The 22,530-nt window shown below is 65.1% G+C and carries 28 protein-coding genes, 1 pseudogene and 2 riboswitches; of the genes and pseudogenes, 18 read left to right on the top strand and 11 right to left on the bottom strand.

Annotated elements, in window-relative coordinates; genetic code table 11:
* The first annotated feature begins 71 nt into the window (after positions 1–71).
* The 8 genes from L5876_RS13750 to L5876_RS13785 all read left to right on the top strand — a co-directional run bounded on the left by L5876_RS13750 (position 72) and on the right by L5876_RS13785 (position 5,606).
* Positions 72–1,046, top strand: coding sequence for a heme o synthase (locus L5876_RS13750; RefSeq protein ID WP_272906985.1), 975 nt, complete (start codon positions 72–74; stop codon positions 1,044–1,046).
* Positions 1,046–1,285, top strand: a complete 240-nt coding sequence (locus L5876_RS13755; RefSeq protein ID WP_236956935.1) for a hypothetical protein — start codon at positions 1,046–1,048, stop codon at positions 1,283–1,285. Before L5876_RS13750 ends, L5876_RS13755 begins: the two co-directional genes overlap by 1 nt.
* Positions 1,282–1,857, top strand: a complete 576-nt coding sequence (locus L5876_RS13760) for a cytochrome c oxidase assembly protein (protein ID WP_236956936.1) — start codon at positions 1,282–1,284, stop codon at positions 1,855–1,857. The genes L5876_RS13755 and L5876_RS13760 overlap by 4 nt, the downstream gene beginning before the upstream one ends.
* A gap of 77 nt (positions 1,858–1,934) precedes the next feature.
* Positions 1,935–2,786 carry a cytochrome c oxidase subunit 3 gene (locus L5876_RS13765; protein ID WP_039718566.1) on the top strand — a complete coding sequence of 284 codons (852 nt, stop codon included), beginning with the start codon at positions 1,935–1,937 and terminating at the stop codon, positions 2,784–2,786.
* A gap of 3 nt (positions 2,787–2,789) precedes the next feature.
* Positions 2,790–3,158 carry a DUF983 domain-containing protein gene (locus L5876_RS13770; protein ID WP_236956937.1) on the top strand — a complete coding sequence of 123 codons (369 nt, stop codon included), beginning with the start codon at positions 2,790–2,792 and terminating at the stop codon, positions 3,156–3,158.
* Between the two features lie 9 nt (positions 3,159–3,167).
* A complete protein-coding gene (locus tag L5876_RS13775) occupies positions 3,168–3,839 on the top strand; it encodes an SURF1 family protein (RefSeq protein ID WP_236956938.1) in 672 nt (223 codons plus the stop codon).
* A 64-nt stretch (positions 3,840–3,903) separates the two neighbouring features.
* Positions 3,904–4,482, top strand: coding sequence for a GNAT family N-acetyltransferase (locus L5876_RS13780; protein WP_236956939.1), 579 nt, complete (start codon positions 3,904–3,906; stop codon positions 4,480–4,482).
* Positions 4,479–5,606, top strand: a complete 1,128-nt coding sequence (locus L5876_RS13785; RefSeq protein ID WP_236956940.1) for an EAL domain-containing protein — start codon at positions 4,479–4,481, stop codon at positions 5,604–5,606. Before L5876_RS13780 ends, L5876_RS13785 begins: the two co-directional genes overlap by 4 nt.
* Positions 5,607–5,858: 252 nt before the next feature.
* Here the strand turns inward: L5876_RS13785 and L5876_RS13790 are convergent, their stop codons facing one another.
* Positions 5,859–6,425 carry a YqgE/AlgH family protein gene (locus tag L5876_RS13790; protein ID WP_236956941.1) on the bottom strand — a complete coding sequence of 189 codons (567 nt, stop codon included), beginning with the start codon at positions 6,423–6,425 and terminating at the stop codon, positions 5,859–5,861.
* Between the two features lie 131 nt (positions 6,426–6,556).
* Between L5876_RS13790 and L5876_RS13795 the strand changes: the two genes are divergently transcribed.
* Genes L5876_RS13795 through L5876_RS13805 form a run of 3 tightly spaced genes read left to right on the top strand, consistent with a single transcriptional unit; the run spans position 6,557 to position 8,518 of the window.
* Positions 6,557–7,039 (top strand): peroxiredoxin, encoded by a 483-nt coding sequence (locus tag L5876_RS13795; RefSeq protein ID WP_039718571.1) that lies wholly within the window; start codon positions 6,557–6,559, stop codon positions 7,037–7,039.
* A 27-nt stretch (positions 7,040–7,066) separates the two neighbouring features.
* Positions 7,067–8,050, top strand: coding sequence for an SPFH domain-containing protein (locus tag L5876_RS13800; RefSeq protein WP_236956942.1), 984 nt, complete (start codon positions 7,067–7,069; stop codon positions 8,048–8,050).
* Between the two features lie 6 nt (positions 8,051–8,056).
* Positions 8,057–8,518 carry an NfeD family protein gene (locus L5876_RS13805; protein WP_236956943.1) on the top strand — a complete coding sequence of 154 codons (462 nt, stop codon included), beginning with the start codon at positions 8,057–8,059 and terminating at the stop codon, positions 8,516–8,518.
* A gap of 3 nt (positions 8,519–8,521) precedes the next feature.
* On the opposite strand, the gene rnhA is transcribed toward L5876_RS13805, so the two are convergent.
* From rnhA to ispH, 4 genes are read right to left on the bottom strand one after another with little or no spacing between them, the layout of a single operon-like run.
* Positions 8,522–8,977 carry a ribonuclease HI gene (gene rnhA / locus L5876_RS13810; protein ID WP_236956944.1) on the bottom strand — a complete coding sequence of 152 codons (456 nt, stop codon included), beginning with the start codon at positions 8,975–8,977 and terminating at the stop codon, positions 8,522–8,524.
* A complete protein-coding gene (locus tag L5876_RS13815) occupies positions 8,974–9,360 on the bottom strand; it encodes a nuclear transport factor 2 family protein (protein WP_236956945.1) in 387 nt (128 codons plus the stop codon). Before L5876_RS13815 ends, rnhA begins: the two co-directional genes overlap by 4 nt.
* Complete coding sequence (locus L5876_RS13820; RefSeq protein ID WP_236956946.1) at positions 9,357–9,785, bottom strand: DUF1801 domain-containing protein; 429 nt, start codon at positions 9,783–9,785, stop codon at positions 9,357–9,359. Before L5876_RS13820 ends, L5876_RS13815 begins: the two co-directional genes overlap by 4 nt.
* A gap of 10 nt (positions 9,786–9,795) precedes the next feature.
* Positions 9,796–10,755 (bottom strand): 4-hydroxy-3-methylbut-2-enyl diphosphate reductase, encoded by a 960-nt coding sequence (gene ispH / locus L5876_RS13825; RefSeq protein WP_370469070.1) that lies wholly within the window; start codon positions 10,753–10,755, stop codon positions 9,796–9,798.
* Between the two features lie 123 nt (positions 10,756–10,878).
* Between ispH and L5876_RS13830 the strand changes: the two genes are divergently transcribed.
* From L5876_RS13830 to L5876_RS13860, 7 genes are all read left to right on the top strand, one after another.
* Positions 10,879–11,430, top strand: a complete 552-nt coding sequence (locus L5876_RS13830) for a hypothetical protein (RefSeq protein WP_236956948.1) — start codon at positions 10,879–10,881, stop codon at positions 11,428–11,430.
* Positions 11,431–11,434: 4 nt separating this feature from the next.
* Entirely contained in the window at positions 11,435–13,198 is a 1,764-nt protein-coding gene (gene argS / locus L5876_RS13835; RefSeq protein WP_236956949.1) for an arginine--tRNA ligase, read from the top strand.
* 56 nt (positions 13,199–13,254) lie between these two features.
* A riboswitch (glycine riboswitch) is annotated at positions 13,255–13,345 on the top strand.
* Positions 13,346–13,348: 3 nt separating this feature from the next.
* A riboswitch (glycine riboswitch) is annotated at positions 13,349–13,445 on the top strand.
* 49 nt (positions 13,446–13,494) lie between these two features.
* Positions 13,495–14,589, top strand: a complete 1,095-nt coding sequence (gene gcvT, locus L5876_RS13840) for a glycine cleavage system aminomethyltransferase GcvT (RefSeq protein WP_236956950.1) — start codon at positions 13,495–13,497, stop codon at positions 14,587–14,589.
* A 26-nt stretch (positions 14,590–14,615) separates the two neighbouring features.
* Positions 14,616–14,981, top strand: coding sequence for a glycine cleavage system protein GcvH (gcvH, locus tag L5876_RS13845; RefSeq protein ID WP_039718580.1), 366 nt, complete (start codon positions 14,616–14,618; stop codon positions 14,979–14,981).
* 32 nt (positions 14,982–15,013) lie between these two features.
* Positions 15,014–16,357 (top strand): aminomethyl-transferring glycine dehydrogenase subunit GcvPA, encoded by a 1,344-nt coding sequence (gene gcvPA / locus L5876_RS13850; protein ID WP_236956951.1) that lies wholly within the window; start codon positions 15,014–15,016, stop codon positions 16,355–16,357.
* Between the two features lie 2 nt (positions 16,358–16,359).
* Positions 16,360–17,925, top strand: coding sequence for an aminomethyl-transferring glycine dehydrogenase subunit GcvPB (gene gcvPB / locus L5876_RS13855; protein ID WP_236956952.1), 1,566 nt, complete (start codon positions 16,360–16,362; stop codon positions 17,923–17,925).
* Between the two features lie 160 nt (positions 17,926–18,085).
* Positions 18,086–18,400: a hypothetical protein gene (locus tag L5876_RS13860; protein ID WP_236956953.1), complete on the top strand. Its 315-nt coding sequence runs from the start codon at positions 18,086–18,088 to the stop codon at positions 18,398–18,400.
* Between the two features lie 73 nt (positions 18,401–18,473).
* On the opposite strand, the gene L5876_RS13865 is transcribed toward L5876_RS13860, so the two are convergent.
* The 6 genes and pseudogenes from L5876_RS13865 to L5876_RS13890 all read right to left on the bottom strand — a co-directional run.
* Positions 18,474–18,968 (bottom strand): F0F1 ATP synthase subunit B, encoded by a 495-nt coding sequence (locus L5876_RS13865; RefSeq protein WP_236956954.1) that lies wholly within the window; start codon positions 18,966–18,968, stop codon positions 18,474–18,476.
* Positions 18,969–18,978: 10 nt separating this feature from the next.
* Positions 18,979–19,551, bottom strand: coding sequence for a F0F1 ATP synthase subunit B' (locus L5876_RS13870; protein WP_236956955.1), 573 nt, complete (start codon positions 19,549–19,551; stop codon positions 18,979–18,981).
* Positions 19,552–19,633: 82 nt separating this feature from the next.
* Positions 19,634–19,861: a F0F1 ATP synthase subunit C gene (locus L5876_RS13875; RefSeq protein WP_039718586.1), complete on the bottom strand. Its 228-nt coding sequence runs from the start codon at positions 19,859–19,861 to the stop codon at positions 19,634–19,636.
* Positions 19,862–19,914: 53 nt separating this feature from the next.
* On the bottom strand, positions 19,915–20,688 hold the full coding sequence (locus L5876_RS13880; RefSeq protein ID WP_236956956.1) for a F0F1 ATP synthase subunit A: 774 nt from the start codon (positions 20,686–20,688) through the stop codon (positions 19,915–19,917).
* Positions 20,689–20,729: 41 nt separating this feature from the next.
* Entirely contained in the window at positions 20,730–21,065 is a 336-nt protein-coding gene (locus L5876_RS13885; RefSeq protein ID WP_236956957.1) for an AtpZ/AtpI family protein, read from the bottom strand.
* Between the two features lie 113 nt (positions 21,066–21,178).
* Positions 21,179–22,530 (bottom strand): annotated as a pseudogene (locus L5876_RS13890) (chromosome segregation protein SMC); the annotation flags it as partial.

A 22,530-nucleotide genomic window follows, 5' to 3' on the forward strand; every position in this document is an offset into this window, starting at 1 on the left:
CGAAAGCAAGCGAACCCCGGCCCGGTCCGGGGTTCGCCTCTTCCGGTGATGGACAACAGGCCTGAACCGACATGACTGCGCCGCGTCACCCGTCTGCCGCACAAGGAGTGCGGAGTCTTCCCGCCGACTGGCGGGACTATCTCGCGCTGATGAAGCCGCGCGTGATGACGCTCGTCGTGTTCACGGCGTTCGCAGGCTATGTCGCCGCGCCATCAGGCATTCATCCGGTGATGGCAGCAATCGCCATCTTCGCACTGGCCCTCGGTGCCGGGGCGGCCGGCGCGCTGAACATGGCGTATGATTCCGACATCGATGCGACGATGCGCCGGACGCGGAAACGCCCGGTGCCGGCGGGGAAGGTCAGCCGCTCCGACGCCTACGGGATGGGCCTTGTCGGGTCCGGTCTCGCCGTCATCCTGATGGCGCTTTCGGCGAATTACATCGCCGCGGGCCTGCTGGCCTTCTCGATCTTCTTCTACGCCGTGATCTACACGATGGGTCTGAAGCGCCGCACGCCGCAGAATATCGTGATCGGCGGCGCAGCCGGGGCATTTCCGCCGATGATCGGCTGGGCGATCGCGACCGGCGGCGTGTCGCTCGAAGCGGTCATGCTGTTCGCGATCATCTTCCTGTGGACGCCGCCGCATTCCTGGGCGCTGGCGCTCTACAAGTCGGGCGACTACGCGGCGGCCGGCGTGCCGATGATGCCGGTCGTCAAGGGCCCGGCGCGCACGCGCCTTGAAATCTTGATCTATTCCCTGGTCCTGGTGCCGTTCGCCGCACTGCCGGTCTTCACCGGCCTCGGCGGCTGGGTGTATGCGGCTGCGGCTTTCGGCGGCGGCGCATTGTTCCTGATCCTCGCCTACCGGGTTTTCCGCTCGCGTGCGGGTGAGGCGGGTTCGGCCGAAGAGGGCGATCTCTATGCCGTCCGCTCCGGCGACAAGGCGGCCCGCGACCTTTTTGCCTATTCCATCGGATACCTGGCGCTGCTTTTTGCTGCACTCATCGCCGAGCACGGGCTTGGCGCCTATATGGGTGTGATGTGATGAGCGGTATTCCGACACCTCCCCACCAGAAGCCGACGATCTCCGACGGCAAGGTGCCCGGCCCGGACGAGCGCGGTGCGCCGCGCGAGATGACGCCGGAAGAGCGCGAGGCCTTCATCAAGGCGCGCAAGGGGCGCAACCGGGCGATCGCGCTCGGCCTGATCGCCTTCGCCGTCCTGGTCTTCGTGATCACGGCGCTGCGCCTGATGCAGAATATCGCAGCGGGGCAGGCAGGATGAACTGGCTACCGAAGAACAAGAATACCCGCCTGATGGCGATCTGCGCGACCGTCGCGGTGTCGATGGTCGGCGCGGCCTATGCCGCGGTTCCGCTCTACGACCTGTTCTGCCGGGTCACCGGATATGGCGGCACGCCGCAGGTCCGCGTCGCGGCCGCCGACCGGGTGATCGACCGCGAGGTCACCGTCCGCTTCGATGCCAGCCGCAATGGCGGCCTGCCGTGGGAATTCCAGCCGATCGACCGGGCGATCACCGTGAATGTCGGGGAAAGCGCGCTGGCCTATTTCCGCGCGACCAACACGTCCGACCGGCCGATCACCGGCGTCGCGACCTATAATGTGACGCCGTTCAAGGCGGCCCCGTATTTCGTGAAGATCGAATGTTTCTGCTTCACCGAGCAGACGCTGCAGCCCGGCGAGTCGATCGAAATGCCGGTGCTGTTCTTCGTCGATCCCGAGATCGAAACCGATCGCCGGGCCGATGACATTCAAACAATCACTCTGTCCTACACGTTTTTCGAGGCAGAGAATTCCGAGCTCGCCGCGGCTTCTGGCCGCGACGCGGCACCATGACGTTGATCCGGGGCAAGGCCACGGGTATCAGGAGCAACTGACCGCCTGACTGGTTGGGGAATCGCAGGAGACGCGCGATGGCTGGGCAAGCCGTAAAGCATGACTATCACCTCGTGAATCCGAGCCCGTGGCCGCTCGTGGGTTCATTCTTCGCCTTCGTCCTGGCGATCGGCGCGATCGTGATGATGAGGGGCCTGTCGGACGATCCGACGAATGTATTCTTTGGCGCGGGCCAGCCCTGGCTGCTCGCCATCGGCTTCGGTGGTGTGCTCTACACCATGTTCGGCTGGTGGTCGGACGTGGTGAAGGAAAGCCGCGGCGGCGACCATACGCCGGTCGTCCAGATCGGCCTGCGCTACGGCATGATCCTGTTCATCGTGTCGGAAGTGATGTTCTTCGTCGCGTGGTTCTGGATCTTCTTCGAGGGCGCGCTGTTCCATGAAGTCCGCATGATCGAGGGCTGGGACAGCTGGCCGGTGACTGATCCGTCGACGGGCAGCGTGATCGAAACCTTCGATCCCTGGCATCTGCCGCTGATCAACACGCTGATCCTGCTTCTGTCCGGCACGACGGTGACCTGGGCGCACCACGCGCTGATCCACGGCGACCGCAATGGCGCAAAGATGGGCCTCCTCTTCACCGTGCTGCTGGGGCTCTGCTTCACGGCGGTGCAGGTCTACGAATATTCGCACGCCACCTTCGCCTTCTCGGGCAATCTCTATGGCGCCAGCTTCTTCATGGCGACGGGCTTCCACGGGGCGCACGTCATCATCGGGACGATCTTCCTGGCGGTCTGTCTGTTCCGCCTGCTGGCGGGGCATTTCACGCCGCAGAAGCATTTCGGTCTCGAGGCTGCGGCCTGGTACTGGCACTTCGTCGACGTGGTGTGGCTGTTCCTGTTCGCCTTCGTCTACGTGACGTTCCAGTAGCGCATGACCCGTATCTCGCCCTTCGCCGCAGGACTGACCGGGCGCTGCCCGCGCTGCGGCGAAGGTGAGATGTTTTCGGGCTTTCTGAAGATCGCACCGTCCTGCGACGCCTGCGGGCAGGACTTCAGCAATGCCGATATCGGGGATGGTGCGGCGGTCTTCGTCATGTTCATCGCCGGCTTCGGCGCGGTGATCCCGGCCCTTCTGATCGACATTGCCTACCGGCCGCCGATCTGGGTGCATTTCGCCTACGGCATTCCGATCATCCTCTTCCTCAGCGTGTTTCTGCTGCGGCCGATGAAGGGTCTGCTGTTCGCCTACCAGTATCACCACAAGGCCGAAGAAGCCCGCTTCCCGCCCGGCCGCGAGTAGGCGCCTGCGGTGTATTTCCGCCCCTACCCCATTCTCTCCGTCCTGACCCTGCTGGGCCTCGCCGTGCTGATCTGGCTTGGCCAGTGGCAGTGGTCGCGCATGGGCGAGAAGGCCGCGCAGATCGCAGCCTATGAAGCGGTGGCAGACGCGGAGCCGGTCGCGCTCAGCGATGCGATTTGCGGGCAGCCCATGCCCGGACGGGCGGTCGAGCCGGGTGCAGGGGACGGTCCGGAAGTCCGCATCTGGGGCCGGGGCGCCGACGGGCAGGGCGGATGGCGCGGCTTCATCGCTGTCGAACTGCCCGGCTGCGTCACCAGCACGCACATCCTGCAGGAAGTTTCGTTCACCGCGTTCGCGGGAGAGGACTCCGAGAGCGCCGGACCGGATCTGCGGTTGATGCGGGTTCCGCCCGCCGGTCTGTTCGACGCGGACAACGATCCGGAAGCGAACGAATTCTACCGCTATGATGCAGAGCAGATGGCCGACGTCGCGGGCGTGGCCTCGCTCAGCCCCGGCTACTGGCTCGTTGCCGATCGCGGTTTGCCGGCGGAACTGGCGGAGGTCCCCCCTTCGCGTCATTTCGGCTATGCCCTGACCTGGTTCGGACTGGCGCTGGTGCTGGTCGCTGTATTTCTGGCATTTCATGCTGCCCAGGGACGGTTCGGCTTCACCCGGCGTTAGGCGGTTTGTGCTAGCGTTTCACTCCCCTTGGCGTCCATCGGACGCGTGACAGCATTGAAGACCGATGGCGCTCTGGCGAGACGATACCCCCGAGACCGAACTGAGTGACCGCGCGATCGTGCTGCGTCCGCCGCGGATCGACGACTATGATTCCTGGGCGAAGCTGCGTTCGGCGAGCCGCGACCACACCAGCCCGTGGGAGCCATTGTGGGCACCCGACGAGCTGACGCGCGCGGCCTACAAGCGGCGCATGCGGCACTACGAGACCTGCTGGTCCGACGGCAGCGGCTACCCCTTCTTCGTCTTCCGGAAGAAGGACAAGGTGCTGATCGGGGCGTGCAATCTGAACAATGTCCGGCGCGGCGTGCTGCAGGCGGCCGATATCGGCTACTGGATCGGCCGGCCCTATATCCGCCGCGGCTATGCCCGCGCAGCGGTCCGGCTGATCTGCGGTTTTGCCTTCGACACGGCGGGTCTGCACCGGGTGGAAGCGGCCTGCCGGCTGGAGAATGACGCGTCGCGTTCGCTTCTGCTGTCGCTTGGCTTCCAACCCGAAGGCATTGCGCGCCAGTATCTGCGCATTGCCGGCGAATGGCGCGACCATGACAAGTTTGCCCTGCTTGCGAGCGACCCGAGGCCATGACGCCTGACGACTACGCCAAGAGCCTTGATGCCGCCCACGCGGTGATGTTCCGCGCGGACTTTGAATCGGTGCGGTTTGCGGGGGATCTCAACCGGTTCGGGCTGGCGGCCGACCAATACGACTTGGCCGACTTCTTTACGCGGATCGCCCCGACCGACCGAGCCGCAGTGGAGCGAGGCTTCTTCGACCATGCCATCGATGTGCGTGTCCGGCTGATCGGGGATGATAGCGGGGTGCGCTATGTCCGCCTGATCGGACGTCGGCGCGACAGCGGGGCGTTCCGCGGCCTGATGTTTCCCGCCGGTGCCGCGAGTGCCGGGGCGAAGGGCCGGATCGACGACGAAACCTCTCTGGCGCGGGGCGTCGAAAAGGGCGAGGTGGTCGCCTACTACCAGCCGATCGTCGCGCTGGAGACGGGCCGAGTGGCCGGTTTCGAGGCACTGGCACGATGGGTGTGTCCGGGGCGCGGCGTTCTCAGCCCCGACGATTTCCTGGACCTCGCCGAGGACATGAAGCTGATCGGCGCGATCGGCGACCAGGTGCGGGCGTTCGCGGCGCGCGACCTGGCGGCCTGGCGGACGGCGGCCCCGGCCGCCCCGCTCTTCGTGGCGGCCAATGCAACGGTCAGCGAGCTGGTCTCGCCGGGCTTTGCGCAGCGTCTCGCCGACGAGGTCAGTGCGGCGGGCCTGCGTGCGGGCAGTTTCAAGCTGGAAATCAACGAGACCGAAATCATGCGCGACCCGGAGCGGGCCGAGGGCGTGATCCGCGATCTGAAATCCGCAGGGATCGCGATGGCACTCGACGATTTCGGGACGGGCTATTCCTCGCTGGCCCGGCTCGACCGGTTCAATTTCGACACCGTCAAGATCGACCGTTACTTCGTGCGCGCGCTGGCGATGGGTGAGAACGCGGCGAAGGTGGTCGAATCGGTGCTGCAGCTTGCCCGGCATTTCGGCATGACCGTCGTGGCCGAAGGCGTAGAAAGCGAAGACGTGGCCGAGAAACTCTCAGAACTCGGCTGCGATTACGTGCAGGGCTTCCGCTACTCCGGCGCGATGGAACCCGATACGGCAGCCGACGCGGCGCTCAACGGCGTCAAGGGCCGGTTCCTGAGGGCGGTTTAACCGACCTGAATCTTCCCTCCCCCTGAAGGGGAGCGGGGTGGGGTGAACCCTCAAGACCAAGACGACGTTTCCCGGACGCGCAGCGCGATCCGGGATCCAGACCGGACTCCGGTCTTCGCGTTCCGCGAAACCGGGGAGCGACGGGATTGCTATATTGAACTTCAGGCTTCCCCGCCGAAGCGGAAATCCGAAACCGCGTAAGAGCTTCAGGTCCCCATTTTCATGGGGACCCCGTGACTGATCCATAGAGATTCACGCGTGCCCCGACTGGCCGGTCAGGTGTTGCGGGTCGACGCCAAGCGATTTCAGCGCGCGTTCCCACTTGTCTGAAAAGCTTTCGTCGAACAGCAAGGTCTCGTCCGCGTCAGCGACCAGCCAGGCATTCGCCTGCAGCTCGTCGTCAAGCTGGCCCGCACCCCAACCGGCATAGCCGAGCGCGAGGACGGCGCGGCGCGGCGGATGTTCGGACGCCATCGCATCGAGCACTTCCTTGGTCGCGGTGAGGGCGAAGCCGTCACCGACCTTCAGCGTAGCATCGTCGTTGCCGAACTCGCCTGTATGCAGGACGAAGCCGCGATCACGGTCGACCGGGCCGCCATCGAGCACGGCGCGGTCGGGGACGCGAATCGCACCTTCCACGCCCAGCTGCTCCAGGAGGATCGGCAGGCGCAGATCGCGCATCGGCTTGTTCAGCGTGATTCCCATCGCGTGCTCGTCACTGTGATCGACGACATAGATCACGGCGCGATCGAAACGCGGATCGCCGATCGCCGGCGAGGCGATGAGGATTTTTCCGGTCATGTAGCCGTCGGCAGGCATGGGCGTGATCCGATCTTTCGGATATCAATCATGCCGCCAAGCATGGGGACACGTCCAGATCGCTTCCCGCTTTCCTCATGTCCGGCAACAGGGTCTAATCCCTCCAACACATCGATAAACGGAGCCAATCCATGACGATTTCCACCGGCGACCGCCTTCCCGACGCCACCTTCACCGTGATGACGTCCGACGGTCCGACCAAGATGACGACGCAGGATGTTTTCGGCGGCAAGACGGTGGCCCTGTTCGCCGTTCCGGGGGCCTTCACCCCGACCTGCTCTGCCAAACACCTGCCGGGCTATGTCGAAAAGGCCGCCGAGCTGCGCGCCAAGGGCGTCGACGCCATTGCCTGTACCTCGGTCAACGACGTGTTCGTGATGGGCGCGTGGGGCAAGGACCAGGGTGTCGGTGACGACGTGATCATGCTGGCCGACGGCAATGGTGACTTCGCAGCGGCCACCGGCCTTGAGATGGACGGATCCGGCTTCGGCATGGGCAAGCGTTCCAAGCGCTATTCGATGATCGTCAAGGACGGCGTCGTCACCGAGCTCAACATCGAAGAACCGGGCGACTTCAAGGTCAGCTCGGCGGACTTCATGCTCGGCCAGCTCTAGGCCGGCATATCAGAGGAGGGACAGGATATGGGTGGCTTTATCGTCGTCGGGATCATTGTCGTCCTGGCATTCCTGATCGTCGCCGGGACGATCAAGGTCGTGCCCCAAGGCATGGAATTCACGGTGGAACGGTTCGGCCGCTTCACCCGCCGGCTGACGCCGGGCCTCCATATCCTGATGCCCTTCATGGATTCGGTCCGCTACAAGATCAACATGCGCGAGCGCGTGCTCGACGTGCCGAAACAGGAAGTCATCACGCGCGACAACGCGATGGTTTCGGTCGACGCGGTGGTCTTCATCCAGGTGATGGACGCCGCCCGCGCGGCGTATGAAGTCGACAATCTCGACTTCGCCATCATCAATCTCGCCATGACCAATGTGCGGACCGTGGTCGGCTCGATGGACCTCGACCAGGTGCTGTCGAACCGCGACGACATCAATGCCCGCCTCCTGTCCGTGATCGACGCGGCGACCAATCCCTGGGGCGTGAAAGTGACCCGTATCGAGATCCGCGACCTGTCGCCGCCGCCTGACATCACCGAGGCGATGGCCCGGCAGATGAAGGCCGAGCGACTGAAGCGCGCGGAAATCCTCGAGGCGGAGGGCCAGAAGCAGTCGCAGATCCTGAAGGCCGAGGGCGAAAAGCAGTCCCAGATCCTTGAGGCGGAAGGCCGCCGTGAGGCCGCCTTCCGGGACGCCGAGGCCCGCGAACGCGAAGCCGAAGCCGAAGCGAAGGCGACCGACATGGTGTCGAAGTCGATCGCGGAAGGCGACATGAATGCGATCAACTACTTCCTCGGCCTGAAATACGTCGAAGCCTTCGGCAAGCTGGCCGAAAGCAACCAGCAGCGCACGGTGATCGTGCCGGCCGATTTCGCCAACCTGACCGGCATGGTCGCGGGCCTGAAGGCGCTGGTGGAGGACAATGGCGGGACGGGCGGTACCGGGGGCGGCGGAGCCGCGCCGAGCGCAGGCGGCGGCCGCAAGCCGGCCCCGTGGGGCAAGGAGTAAACCGTCATGGATGCTGTCATCGCCTTTCTCGAAGGCCTGAATCTCTGGTGGTGGCTCGGCCTCGCCGGCCTGTTCCTGATCGGCGAACTGGTCACCAACACGACCTACCTCCTGTGGCCCGCGGCTGCGGCCTTGCTCGTGGGCCTGTTGACGCTGATGTTCCCGGGGCTCGGCTGGCCGTGGCAGTTCGTGATCTTCGCCGTGGCGTCGATGATCTTCCTGTGGGCCGGGGACCGCTGGGTCCGTCCGCGCCTCAAGGCCGGCAGCGACAGCGGGCTGAACACGCGCGCGACCTATCTTGTCGGCCAGCGCGTCACGGTCGTTTCGACCTCCGGCGCGACCGGCCGGGTTCGCGCCGGCGATACCGAATGGTCGGCGGAAAGCATTGACGGCAGCGCGCTGGAAGTCGGCCAGTCGGTGACGGTCTCGGAACTGCGTGGCACCACGCTGGTGGTTCAGCCCGGCTGAGCGCTAGATTTTCGCGGCGTCGCGCATCTGCGCGATGGCGAGGCGCGCCAGTTCGTCGGCGCGGTCATTCTCCGGGTGGCCGGAATGGCCCTTCACCCACTCCCAGGTGACGTCGTGGCGGCGCGCGGCCTCGTCGAGTTCCTTCCAGAGATCGTCATTCTTGACCGGCTTCTTCGCCGCGGTCTTCCAGCCATTGCGCTTCCAGCCGTGGATCCACTTCGTCACGCCGTCACGGACATAGACGGAATCGGTCACGAGGCGGACGCGCTTGTCCTTGCCCCTGATCGCCTGCAGGGCACGGATCGCGGCCAACAGCTCCATCCGGTTGTTGGTAGTGTCGGACTCGGCACCGGACAGCTCCTTGCGGTGACCCTTCCATTCCAGGATCGCGCCCCAGCCGCCCGGTCCGGGATTGCCCGAACAGGCCCCGTCGGTGTGGATCAGGATTTCCGAACTCAACCCGCCAATCCCCGCCGCAAGGCCTCGTCGGCACTCAGCCCCTGGGCCTTCAGAAATGTCAGGCGATCCCAATATCCTCGCTGGAAACGGATCAAACCGTCCACAACACGAAAGAAGCCGCAGCCGTGCAAACCGTTGGGGTCGCGCCATTCCAGAATCGCCCAGTCGCCGTCCTCGAAGATGTTCTCGACGATGCAGTCCATGTCTGCGCCTGCAAACTCGCGCGCGAACATCGCGTGTATCGCGTCGCGGCCTTCGACCGGGTCGGTGTTGACCTGATGGTTCACCGCGTCCTCGGCATAGAGCGACACGACTGCATCAGGGTCAGCCCGGTTGAACGCCTCGACCCAGGCTTCGACGGTTTGCCGCGGAGATCGTGTCATGACGCCTTCACCGGATAGAGTTTCGACAGGTCACGGATACCGGCCGCGATCAGCTCGCCGAGGACGTCGAGGTCGATGTCCTCGAGCTTGTTGACGTAGAGGCAGGACTTGCCGGTCGAATGCTTGCCGAGGCGGGCGAGGATCGCCGAGTAATCCTGATATCCGGGCAGGATGTAGATGGAGAGCTTGGCCTTGCGCGGCGAGAAGCCGGTGGCCATGAAGTCGCCCTCGCGGCCCGAGTCATATTTGTAGTGATATTCCCCGAAGCCGACGATGGCCGGGCCCCACATGACCGGCTCCCAGCCCGTCACCTTGCGGAACAGCGCCAGCAGGACCTGCGCCTCGGTGCGTCGCTTGTCCGGCTCGACCGTCGCGATGAAATCCGCGGCGGACAGCTTTGTGGCCTGGGTCTTGTTCTCGGCCATGATGCCTCCGTCAGGCGGCGTCTTCGTTCAGGATGCGCGGCAGCTTGAACACCACGTCCTCGTCGGTCACGCGCAATTCTTCGACTTCCAGGTCGAAGCGTTTTCGAAAGGCCTCGATCAAACCCTCGACAAGTTCTTCGGGCGCGGAGGCTCCAGCGGTGATCCCCACCGAACGCACGCCCTGAAGCGCGGACCAGTCGACACCGCTTTCGTCATCGACCAGCCAGGCCTGCTTCGCGCCGGCGCGCAGTGCGACCTCGACAAGGCGGCGGGAGTTGGACGAGGTGGGCGAGCCGATCACCAGAACCGCGTCGCAGTCCACAGCCATCGCCTTCACCGCAGCCTGCCGGTTGGTGGTGGCGTAGCAGATGTCTTCCTTGTGCGGCGCCGCGATCTGCGGGAAGCGGCGCTGCAACTCGGCGACGATGGCCGCCGTGTCGTCCACCGACAGGGTGGTCTGGGTCACGAAGGCGAGGCGGGACGGGTCTTCCGGCTGATAGGCCGCCGCGTCTTCGACCGTCTCGATCAGTGCAATCGCACCATCCGGCAGCTGACCGAGCGTGCCGACCACTTCCGGGTGACCGGCATGGCCGATCAGGACGATCTCCTTGCCCGCCTCGAAATGGCGCTGGGCCTCGACATGGACTTTCGAGACGAGCGGGCAGGTGGCATCGACATAGAGCAGGTTGCGCGCCGCGGCTTCGGCAGGAACCGATTTCGGCACGCCGTGCGCAGAGAAGACGACCGGTCGGTCGTCGGGGCATTCGGACAATTCCTCGACGAAAACCGCGCCAAGGCGTTCGAGGCGCTCGACCACATGCCGGTTGTGCACGATTTCATGGCGCACATAGACCGGCGCACCGAATTTGGCGAGCGCGCGCTCGACGATCTGGATGGCGCGGTCGACACCGGCGCAGAAGCCGCGCGGCGCGGCGAGGGTAAGGCGCATTTGAGGCTGCATGGCAGACACGAAAATTCCACTCCTGCGGGCCGACCGTTGCGGCCCGGCGATGTGCGTCGTATGACCCTTGCCTATCTAAGCCGATGGCGGGCGAAATGCACGCCGGGCACTCACCAGGTCAGGTCTTCGCCGATGTTCAAGCGTCTCGCCCTTCTTGCTCCCGTGATCGCCCTCGCCGGATGTTCCTCGCTGCGCGATGCGCCGGACAATCCGGGCCCGTGCCCGTCTGCGCTGACGCTGTATGACGCGTCGCGCGTCGTGAATCTGCATGGCGAAGCGGTGTACGACAATGTCGGTTTCACGGGCGAGATCATGGCGGTGCGTTCGCTCTGCCGCTATTATGACGACCGTCCGATCGTCGCGAGCCTGGAACTGGACATGGGCTTCGGCCGGGGTCCGGCGGCCTCCGGTTCGACGCACACCTACCAATTCTTCGTGGCCGTCACGCGCCGCGACGTCGCCGTGATCGAGAAGCAGGTCTTCCCGATCGAAGTGACCTTCCGTGCGGGCGAGGACCGGATCTATCTTCAGGAAACGATCGACGAGATCACCATTCCGAGGGCGACCGAGGAAACTTCCGGCGACAATTTCGAGATCATCGTCGGCTTCGAATTGACGCCGGAACAGCTGGCCTGGAACCGGACCGGTCAGCGCTTCCGCGTTGATGCCGGACAGGACGACTAGGCTCGTGGCGTCCATCGCAGACATTCTGACGCGCCGGGCCGGAGCGGCCTTTGCTGCGCAAGGCCTGCCGGACTCGCTCGGCCGGGTCGTGGAATCCGGCCGTCCGGATCTCGCGCCGTATCAATGTAATGGCGCGATGGCGGCGGCGAAGATTGCCGGCAAGCCCCCGCGCGCGATCGCCGAGGCGGTCGCCGCCGCGCTTGAGGACGACGATCTGATCGAGACGATCGAGATCGCCGGTCCGGGCTTCATCAATCTGACGCCGAAGACGCATGTCTATGCGATGCGCGCGGCCGAGATTTCAAACGACGCGCTGTCGGGTGCGGAGAAGGTCGACACGCCGCGCGGCGTGGTGATCGATTTCGGCGGGCCGAATGTCGCCAAGCCGATGCATGTCGGCCATCTGCGTTCCTCGATCATCGGCGACAGCCTGCAGCGCCTGTTCCGCTTCCGCGGCGACCGGGTGACCAGCGACGTGCATCTCGGCGACTGGGGCCTGCAGATGGGCCAGCTTATCACCGAAGTCGCGCGTGTGATGCCGGACCTGCCCTATTTCGACGAAAGCTTCACCGGGCCCTATCCCGACGAGTCGCCCGTCACCATGGACGACCTGCAACTGCTTTATCCGCGCGCGTCCGCGGCCTGCAAGGAAGACAAGGCGCGCCTCGAAGAAGCGCGCCAGGCAACCCGCGACCTGCAGGCCGGCCGGGCCGGCTATGTCGCGCTGTGGCGGCACTTCGCCGCCGTGTCCAAGGCTGCGCTCGAAACCGATTTCGCGGCGCTCGGCGTGCATTTCGACCTGTGGAAGGGTGAAAGCGATGTCGATGCGCTGATCCCCGGCATGGTCGAGGATCTGAAATCGCGCGGCGTCACGCACGAGGACCAGGGCGCATGGATCATTCCCGTGGCCCGGGAGGACGAGAAGCGCGAGCTGCCGCCCTTTCTGCTCCTGAAATCGGACGGGGCCGCGCTCTACGAGACGACCGATCTCGCGACCATTCTCGACCGCAAGACCGAGCAGGACCCGGACCTGATCCTCTATGTCGTCGATGCGCGTCAGGCCGATCATTTCGAGAAGGTTTTCCGCGCCGCCGACAAGGCGGGCTATTTCGACCGCACCCAGCTGGAGCATATCGGCTTCGGCACGATGAACGGGCCGGACGGCAAGCCGTTCAAGACGCGCGAAGGCGGTGTCCTGAAACTCGCCGACCTGATCCGCATGGCGACCGACAAGGCGCGTGCACGACTGGAGGAAGCCGGGCTGGGGCAGGAGGGCAGCGCTGAGGAACGCGAGGCGGTGGCCAAGGCCGTCGGGATCGCGGCGATCAAGTTCGCCGACCTCTCCAATTTGCGGACCACCAATTACATCTTCGATCTCGACCGCTTCGTGGCGTTCGAGGGCAAGACCGGTCCCTACCTGCTCTACGCCGCGGTGCGCATCAAATCGATGATGCGAAAGGCGAAGGATCAGGGCGTCGCGCCGGGCGAAATCTTCATCGGGGCGGACGAGGAAGCCGCGCTCGTGCGCGCGCTCGACGGGTTCGCGCTGGCGGCCTCCGAAGCCTATGACAAGCGCTCGCCCAACTATCTGTGCGACCATGCCTTCACGCTGGCGCAGGCGTTCTCGAAATTCTACGCCAACTGCCCGGTTCTGGGGGCCGAGGACGAGGCCGTGAAGGCGTCGCGCCTGGCGCTGGCCGCGCTGACGCTGAAGCAGCTGGAGACGGTCTTCTCGCTGATCGGGATCGACGCGCCGGAACGCATGTAGGGCGGGCAAATCCCGCGATTGACTCCTCTGCGCCATGCCGTAAACGTGGCGCCACTACCGCCCCCGCGGGAGAGACCGGCGAAAAAGGCCGGCGCCGAAGGCGCAACCGCCCCGGAAACGCTCAGGCCGAAGGACCGCGGGACGCGAAAACGCTGGAAAGCGGGTGCGGGCAACCGCATCCCACCGACGGAGCAAGCGATCCCGGTCCACCGGTTTTCGCGGAATCTCTCAGGTCATGAAGACAGCGGGGGCGGCTTGGGCTAACCAAGCGCGCCGTAACCCGTCTGGAGACCTGAATGTCCGACGCCAACCTACATCACACACCGCTCGATGCGCTGCATATCGAGCTGGGCGGCCGCATGGTGCCCTTCGCCGGCTATTCGATGCCGGTGCAGTACGAAGGCATCATGGCCGAGCACAATCACACGCGTGACGCTGCCGGCCTGTTCGACGTCTCCCACATGGGACAGGCGCGCTATGTCGGCGACGAAAGCGCATTGGAAAAGCTGATCACGGCGGATTTGACGGCGCTGCAGCCGGGCGAGCAGAAATACACGCTGCTGCCGAATGAGCAGGGCGGCATTCTGGACGATCTGATGGTGTCCCGCCCGGACGCGGACGGTGTTTTCCTGGTGGTCAACGCCGCCACGAAGGAAGCTGACTTCGCGCGCATCGCCAAGGCGACGCAGGGCAAGGGCACGCTGGAAATCCTCGCCGACCGCGCGCTTCTGGCGCTGCAGGGGCCCAAGGCGAAGGACGTTATGGCACGTCTCGCCCCGGACGCCGCCAAGATGGTCTTCATGCAGTGCGGCCATTTCGACCTTCTCGGCACCGACGCGATCATCTCGCGCTCCGGCTATACCGGCGAGGACGGGTTCGAGATTTCCATTCCCGCCGCCGAAGCGGAACGCATCGCCCGCGTACTGCTGGCGGAGCCGGAAGTGAAACCGATCGGTCTCGGCGCGCGCGACTCGCTGCGCCTTGAAGCCGGGCTCTGCCTTTATGGCCACGACATGGACGAGACCAAGACGCCGGTCGAAGCCACTCTGATGTGGGCGGTCGCCAAGCCGCGCCGCGAGCGCAAGGACTTCCCGGGCGCTGAGACCGTGATGGCGATGTTCGCCGACGGCCCGCAGCGCAAGCGGGTCGGCTTCACCATGGCCGGCGCGCCGGCGCGCGAAGGCGCGGAAATCGTCAAGGACGGCAACACGATCGGTGTCGTCACCTCCGGCGGATTCGGCCCGACGGTGGGCGGACCAGTAGGCATGGCCTATGTCGACACCGAGTTCGCCGTGCCCGGCACCGAAATCGAGATCCTCGTGCGCGACAAGGCCCGTCCGGCCACGATCGCGAAAATGCCGTTTGTCGAACAACGCTATTACCGCGGCTGAGCGGCCGCATCAGGGAAGGGAAGATCATGAGCACCCATTTCACCAAGGACCATGAGTGGATTCGCGTCGAAGGCGACGAGGCCGTCGTGGGCATTACCGCCTATGCCGCCGAACAGCTGGGCGATGTCGTCTTCGTCGAACTGCCGGCGACCGGCAAATCCTTCGGCCAGGGCGACGAGATGGCCGTGGTCGAGTCCGTGAAGGCGGCCTCGGAAGTCTATGCGCCGGTCTCCGGCGAGATCGTCGCGGTCAATGACGCGCTCGAAGACGCGCCGCAGACCGTCAATGAAGCGCCGACCGGCGATGGCTGGTTCGTGCGCATCAAGCTGGCCGACAAGTCCCAGCTCGACGGCCTGATGGACGAAGCCGCCTACAAGCAGCACATCGCGTAACCGAACTCCCGACAGGAAGGCCGAAAGCCGCCATGCGTTATCTCCCGCTGACTCCGCAGGATCGTGCGGACATGCTTGCCAAGATCGGCGTGAAGTCGATCGACGACCTGTTCACCGACGTGCCGCAGGCGGCGCGTCTCGGCGGCACGGTCGACCTTCCGAAACACATGACCGAGCTTGAAGTCGAGCGGCATGTTTCGAAGCTGGCCTCGAAGAACACGCCGGCCTCGTCGGTGCCTTTCTTCGTCGGCGCCGGGGCCTACAAGCACCACGTGCCCTCGACCGTGGATCACCTGATCCAGCGTTCGGAATTCCTGACGGCCTACACGCCGTATCAGCCGGAAATCAGCCAGGGCACGCTGCAGACCCTGTTCGAATTCCAGACCCAGGTCGCGCTTCTGACCGGCATGGATGTGGCCAATGCCTCCATGTATGACGGCTCGACGGCTTGCGGCGAAGCCGTGGTGATGGCGAGCCGGGTGACGAAGCGGAGGAAGGCGGTGCTCGCCGGTTCACTGCACCCGCACTACGCCGACACCACCAAGACGCTCTGCAAATATCTCGATATCGACGTGGTATCCGAGCCGGCCCGCCATGACGGGCTTGGCAAGCTGACCGACCACATCACCGAGGAAACCGCCTGCGTCGTCGTTCAGACGCCGGACGTGTTCGGCCGCCTGCACGACCTCGAACCGGTCGTGAAGGCCGCGCACGACAAGGGCGCGCTGGTGATCGCCGTCTTTACCGAGCCGGTCTCGCTGGGCCTCGTGAAGTCGCCCGGCGAGATGGGCGCGGACATCTGCGTCGGTGAAGGGCAGGGGATCGGTGTCGGCCTGAATTTCGGCGGACCTTATGTCGGTCTCTTCGCCTGCAAGAACGACCGCAACTTCATCCGCAACCTGCCGGGCCGCCTGGCCGGGGAAACCGTCGATGCTGACGGCCGCCGCGGGTTCGTTCTGACCCTGTCGACGCGCGAGCAGCACATCCGCCGCGAGAAGGCGACGTCGAACATCTGCACCAATTCCGGCCTGTGTGCGCTGGCCTTCACCATCCACATGACGCTGCTGGGCGAGAAGGGTTTGCGCCAGCTCGCCCGTCTCAACCATGAGACGGCCTGCGACCTTGCCGACCGTCTGACCTCGGTCCCGGGTGTCGAGCTTTTGACCGACAGCTTCTTCAACGAGTTCTCGCTGAAGCTGCCGAAGCCGGCCGCTGGCGTCGTCGATGCGCTGGTCGAGAAAGGCGTGCTGGGCGGGGTTCCCGCGAGCCGCCTCTTCCCGGGCGCGCTTGAAGACGTGCTGATCGTGGCTGCTACCGAAACCAATACCGAAGCCGATCTGTCGGCCTTCGCCGCTGCGCTGAAAGAGGTGCTCTGATCATGGCGCTCAATTCCCAAGGACGCCCGACCCGCATGGCCGAGAATCTCTCGACCGGCGGCTATGCCGACACCTTCTCCGGTTCGCGCGGTCTCGATCAGTCCGAACCGCTGATCTTCGAGCGCGGCCGCAGCGACAATACCGGTGTCGACCTGCCCAAACCGAAGGGCACGAAGACCCGTCTCGGCGGTCTCGACCGCACGGCGGATATCGGCCTGCCTGGCCTCGCCGAGCCGGAGGCGATGCGCCACTATGTCCGCCTGTCGCGGAAGAATTACGCGATCGACCTCGGCCTCTATCCGCTCGGATCGTGCACCATGAAGCACAATCCGCGCCTCAACGAGAAGATGGCCCGCCTGCCGGGCCTGGCGGACATTCACCCGATGCAGCCTCAGCAGACGGTGGAAGGCGCGATTGAGCTGATGGGCGAGCTCGCGCATTGGCTGATGACGCTGACCAACACGCCCTGCGTCGCCCTGTCGCCGAAGGCCGGCGCGCATGGCGAATTGTGCGGGATGATGGCGATCCGCGCGGCGCTCGACGCGCGCGGTGAGACGAAGCGCCGCCGCGTGCTGGTGCCGGAATCGGCCCACGGCACGAACCCGGCAACGGCCGTGCAGTGCGGCTTCACGACCGATGAAATTCCGGCCGATGCGACGGGCCGGGTCGATCTGGAAGCCCTCAAGGCCAAGCTGGGTGACGATGTGGCCGGCATCATGCTGACCAATCCGAACACGTGCGGCCTGTTCGAACGCGACATCAAGACCATCGCCGACCTGATCCACGATTGCGGCGGGTATTTCTATTGCGACGGGGCGAATTTCAACGCCATCGTCGGCCGCGTACGCCCGGGCGATCTCGGCATCGACGCGATGCACATCAATCTGCACAAGACTTTCTCCACGCCGCATGGCGGCGGCGGCCCGGGTTCCGGCCCGACCGTCTTCTCCGAAGCGCTGGCACCCTTCGCGCCGGTGCCGCGGGTGGAGCAGACGAAGGACGGCTGGCGCCTGATCGAGCAGGAAGCGGATGCCGATGGCGAACCCTTCGGCCGCATGACGGCCTTCCATGGCCAGATGGGCATGTTCTCACGGGCGCTGACCTACATGCTCAGCCACGGCTCGGACGGTCTGAAGCAGGCGTCGGAAGATGCGGTTCTGAACGCCAATTACATCCTGGCGCGCCTGAAGCACGTCATGACGCCGGCTTTCGACGGCACCTGCATGCACGAGGCGCTGTTCGACGATCGCTTCCTGAAGGACACCGGGGTCACCACGCTCGACTTCGCCAAGGCGATGATCGACGAGGGCTATCACCCGATGACAATGTATTTCCCGCTCGTCGTCCACGGCGCCATGTTGATCGAGCCGACCGAGACCGAATCGAAATCGGGTCTCGATCGCTTCTGCGACGTTCTGGAGGCGCTGTCGGAAGCCGCAAAGGCGGGAGACACCGACCGTTTCCGCGCGGCTCCGGTTCACGCCCCGACCAAGCGTCTCGACGAGACGCAGGCGGCGCGCAATCCGGTGCTCCGCTGGACGCCGCCGGTCGTGGCTGCGGCCGAGTAGGGCTCCGGCGAAACTGAATCGGGCGTATCTCCGTTTCCCGACTGCGGGAGGGACGGCGATACGCCCCATTCCCGTCTCTTTCCGGCGCGATGTTGCAGTATCGTCCTATCCGTGGACGGTCCGGCACCCTATTTCAGGGACCGGTTGGAAAGTTGAGACGATGAACGAGACGCTTCGGCGCATGAATGGCAACCCGATCGGCAGTGCGGTCGTGACCGTGATCCGGATGATCGGCGCGGCGCTTGGTCTTGCGCTGATCATCATCGCCATCCCCTTCGCGATCACGCCGATCCCGCTGGGTCTGCCGCTCTTCATCGTCGGCATCGTCCTGCTCGCGGGCAGCTCCAAGACCGCACACCGTCACATCACCAATTTCCTGAAGCGCCATCCGGCGATCTGGAACCGCGTGAAGGGCATGTTCGGCGGCGACAAGGACGAGACCGAGGCCGAGGCTCAGCGCCAGGCGGCGGAATAAGATCGCGTCATACCGGAAAAGAAAAAGGCGGCCCGTGGGGCCGCCTTTCGTGTTTCAGGACTGAGGCCTGCGCCTAGTTGAAGCGCTGTTCCAGCGTTTCGAGGTCTGCCTTGATCTGGTCGGAAATCTGCTTCTTCGTCAGCTTTTCACCGAGCAGTTTCGCCGCGGCATCGACCGCAAGGTCGGCAGCCAGAGCGCGGATCTCCTGCGTGGCCTGGACTTCGGCCTGCGCAATGCGCTGTTCGGCCATGGCCGTGCGGCGGTCGAGGCGTTCGGCGAGTTCCTTGCGGGCTTCCGCGCGCATGGACTTCGCGTCCTTCTTGGCCTGGGCCACGATGGCGTCGGCTTCCGCCTCGGCTTCACGCTGCTTGCGCTGGAAGGAGGCCAGCAGCTCCTGCGCTTCCTCGCGCAGGCGGCGGGCCTCGTCGAGTTCCTTGCGGATCGTATCCGCACGGCCGTCCAGCATCTTGGAGATGGCGCCTGGCACCTTTTGCCAGACGAGGACGCCGACGAAGAGCAAGAGGCCGATAAAGGCCCAGAAGGTCGGATCGGAAAGAAGGTAGTTCATGTCGATCCTCCTATCGGGCCGTGGTGTCGGGCAGGGCGGCTTCGGCGTCCGCCTCGGTCACCGACAGGCCGGACAGGCTTTCGGCGATCGCTGCTGCGGTCGAAGCGGCGATACCGCGCACTTCGCCAAGCGCCTTCTTGCGGGCCTTTTCCAGCGTCTTTTCCGATTCCGCCGTGCGTTCGGCGATTTCGGCTTCGAGCGCGGCGGTCTCCTCCGCGATCTCGGCAGAGACCTTGGCCTTGGTTTCCACGGCCAGGGCGTGCGCCTTGGCGCGGGCATCGGCCAGCGACTTCTCGTAGGCGTCCCGCGTCTCGTCGGCCTGGGCCTTGAGTTGCTGGGCGGTATCGAGATCGTCGGCCACGCGGTCGCGGCGCTCCTCGATGATCGAACCGATCCGCGGAAGGATCCAGCGCGACATCAGGAGGTAGAAAAGCACGAAGAAAATCGCCAGCCAGAAAAGCTGGGAGGCGAAATAGGTCGGGTCGAACGGCGGGAAGGCAGCGGCTTCGCCGTGCTCCGCACCGTACTCCGCCGCCTGTTCGGCGCCGGGAGCGGCTTCGATGACCGTTTCGATGAGCGTCATTGGACGTCTCTTCTATGGCTCAAGGCCGGCGGAACGCGCGCGTCCCGCCGGCAAGACCGTCAGTTAAGCAATGCCGTCCTGATCAGACGACGAAGAGCAGCAGCAGGGCGATCAGCAGCGAGAAGATGCCCAGGGCTTCCGTCACGGCGAAGCCGAAGATCAGGTTGCCGAACTGCTGCTGGGCAGCGGCCGGATTGCGCATGGCGCCCTGAAGGAAGGACCCGAAGATGTTGCCCACGCCGATGGCGGCGCCCAGCATGCCCAGGCAGGCCAGACCGGCACCGATGAATTTCGCGGCTTCCGCTTCCATTTGATTGCTCCTCTTGGATGGATTGCGGTTGAAGAAGAAACGTCCCGTCCCGATCAGTGTCCCGGGTGCAGGGCGTCGTTGAGGTAGATGCAGGTCAGGATCGCGAAGACATAGGCCTGCAGGAAGGCGACAAGGAATTCGAGTGCGGTCAGCGCCACGACCATGAAGAGCGGCAGCGTGGCTCCGAGGAAGCCCAGCACGCCCGCCGTGCCCATCATGACGATGAAGCTGGCGAACACTTTCAGGAGGATGTGGCCCGCCAGCATGTTGGCGAACAGACGCACGGAAAGGCTGAGCGGACGCGAGAGGAAGGAGATGACCTCGATCGGCGTCACGATGATGTAGAGCGGCAACGGCACACCCGACGGCACGAAGAGCTTCAGGAATTTGAAGCCGTTCTTCCACACGCCGTAGCCCACCACGATGGCCATGACGAGCATGGACAAGGCGAAGGTCACGATGATGTGGCTGGTCACGGTGAAGCCGTGCATTCCCGGTGCCGGGAAGTAGTGCATCATGCCCAGCATGTTCACCGTCAGGATGAACATGAAGAGGGTGAAGACGAAGGGGAAGAAGCGCAGGCCTTCGGTGCCCGCTGTCGACCGGATCATGCCCGCGACGAATTCGTAGAGCATTTCGGCGACCGACTGGCCGCGGCTCGGCACGAGGGCGCGCTTGGTCGTCGCCAGCCACATCAGCGCGGTCACGCCGAGCACGGCCACCGCCATGAAGTAGCTGGAATTGGTGAAGGACAGATCGATCCCGTTCACTTCCATCGGAAGAATCGGGTGGATTTCGAACTGTTTGATCGGGTTGGTGTCTGCCACGCCCGGCCCCTTTTGACCTGCGAAGAACGCGGAGGTTCTTCCTAGTTTTTCGCGCCGGTGTCGCCACTGGCGTTGATGTCACGCGCGGCCCGGACAACATTCAGCGTCCCCGCCGCAAAACCCAGTATCAGCCCGACAATCAGCCCCCAGGGCGTCCAGCCGAGCAGTCTGTCGATGACCAGACCGCCGCCCGCACCAACGAGAACCCCGGCGAAGAAGTCGCTGCCGTAGCGCAGTCCGATGGACCAGCCGCTGCGGCTCGGGTTCCGGCGCTCCTCCTCGACGCGTCTGGCTTCGATCCTGGCGTTGAGACGCCGCTCGAAATCAGAGGCCTTGTCGCGGGGATCGCTATGGTTCGATTCGTCTTGGTCAGACATGATTTTCCGTACCCGCCAGGCCCCCCGGCGAGCGCGCGCAAGCTAGACAAGGGGTCTGCCCAAGTCAAGCAATGCACATGCATAGCTAAATTCTTGAAATGCCGTGGCTTTTATTACTCTGCGGCGATCAGCGTCTCGGCTTTCTGGAGATCGACCGAAACCAGCTGCGAGACGCCGCGTTCGGCCATGGTCACGCCATAGAGGCGGTCCATGCGCGACATGGTCAGCGGATTGTGGGTGATTACGAGGAAGCGCGTCTCGGTCAGGCGGCGCATTTCGTCGAGCATGCGGCAGTAGCGATCGACATTCGCGTCATCAAGCGGGGCATCAACTTCGTCGAGCACGCAGACCGGGGCGGGGTTCGACAGGAAGACGGCGAAGATCAGGGCCGAGGCGGTCAGCGCCTGCTCGCCGCCCGACAGAAGCGCCATGTTTTCCAGCTTCTTGCCCGGCGGGCAGGCGTAGATTTCAAGGCCGGCTTCCAGCGGATCGTCGCTCTCGGTCAGGCGCAGCTCGGCGCGGCCGCCCTCGAACAGCGTTTCGAACAGCTTGCGGAAATGCCCGTCGACCCGCTCGAAGGCTTCCAGCAGGCGCGCCCGGCCTTCGCGGGACAGCGCGTCGATTCCCTTGCGCAGCCGGTCGATCGCCGCGAGCAGGTCTTCGCGTTCCTTGGTCAGCTCCGTGCTCTGGGTCTGAAGCTCCTGGGCCTCTTCGTCGGCGCGCAGATTGACCGCGCCAAGGCGTTCGCGGCTCTGGCGCGCCGTATCGAGCCGGCGTTCGAGATCGTCGAGGTCGAGTTCGAGGTGTTTCTCCTCGACCTGTTCCCGCAGAGCCTCGGGGCCGGCACCGCACGCATCGCGCAGGCGGTCGGCGGTCTCTTCCAGCCGTTCGCGGGCGCCGGACAGGCGGGCTTCGTCGGCGGCGCGGGCTTCACGCGCGGCGGAGGCTTCCCGTTCGGCGGCGCGGGCGGCGGCGTCCGCGCTGCGGGCACCATCCTCGGCGCTCAGGACCGCTTCGCGGGCGTCATTGGCTTTGCGTTCGGCGCGTTCGAGCGAGTCGGCCAGTGCGTCGAGCTTGGCCTCGATCTCGGCCGGACGGCCTTCGAGGGCTGCGCGCGCGGTTTCCGCTTCGGTCACTACCTTGCGCAGCGCGTCGATGCGGTCGCCCGCTGACGTGGCGCGGCGGTTCCAGTCCTCGCGCTCGCGGCGGGAGGCGTCGAGTTTCTGCTTGCGGGCGGTCGCCTCGCGGTGGGCGACGTCATAGGCGGTGCGGGCGTCGTCGGCAGCGCGCCGGGCGCGTTCGGCCTCGTCGCGCGCCTTCGTCAAGTCGGCTTCCGCTTCGGTATTGCCTTCGGCCGCGGCGAACTGGGCCTCCGCCTCCGCCAGCGCGGTTTCGGCTTCCAGCTTTTCGCCGGTCAGGCGGGTTATCTCGGCCTCGAGCGAAGCGCGGCGTTCTGCTACGCGCG

It is taken from the genome of Hyphobacterium sp. SN044 (assembly GCF_021864465.1).
GTDB lineage: Bacteria > Pseudomonadota > Alphaproteobacteria > Caulobacterales > Maricaulaceae > Hyphobacterium.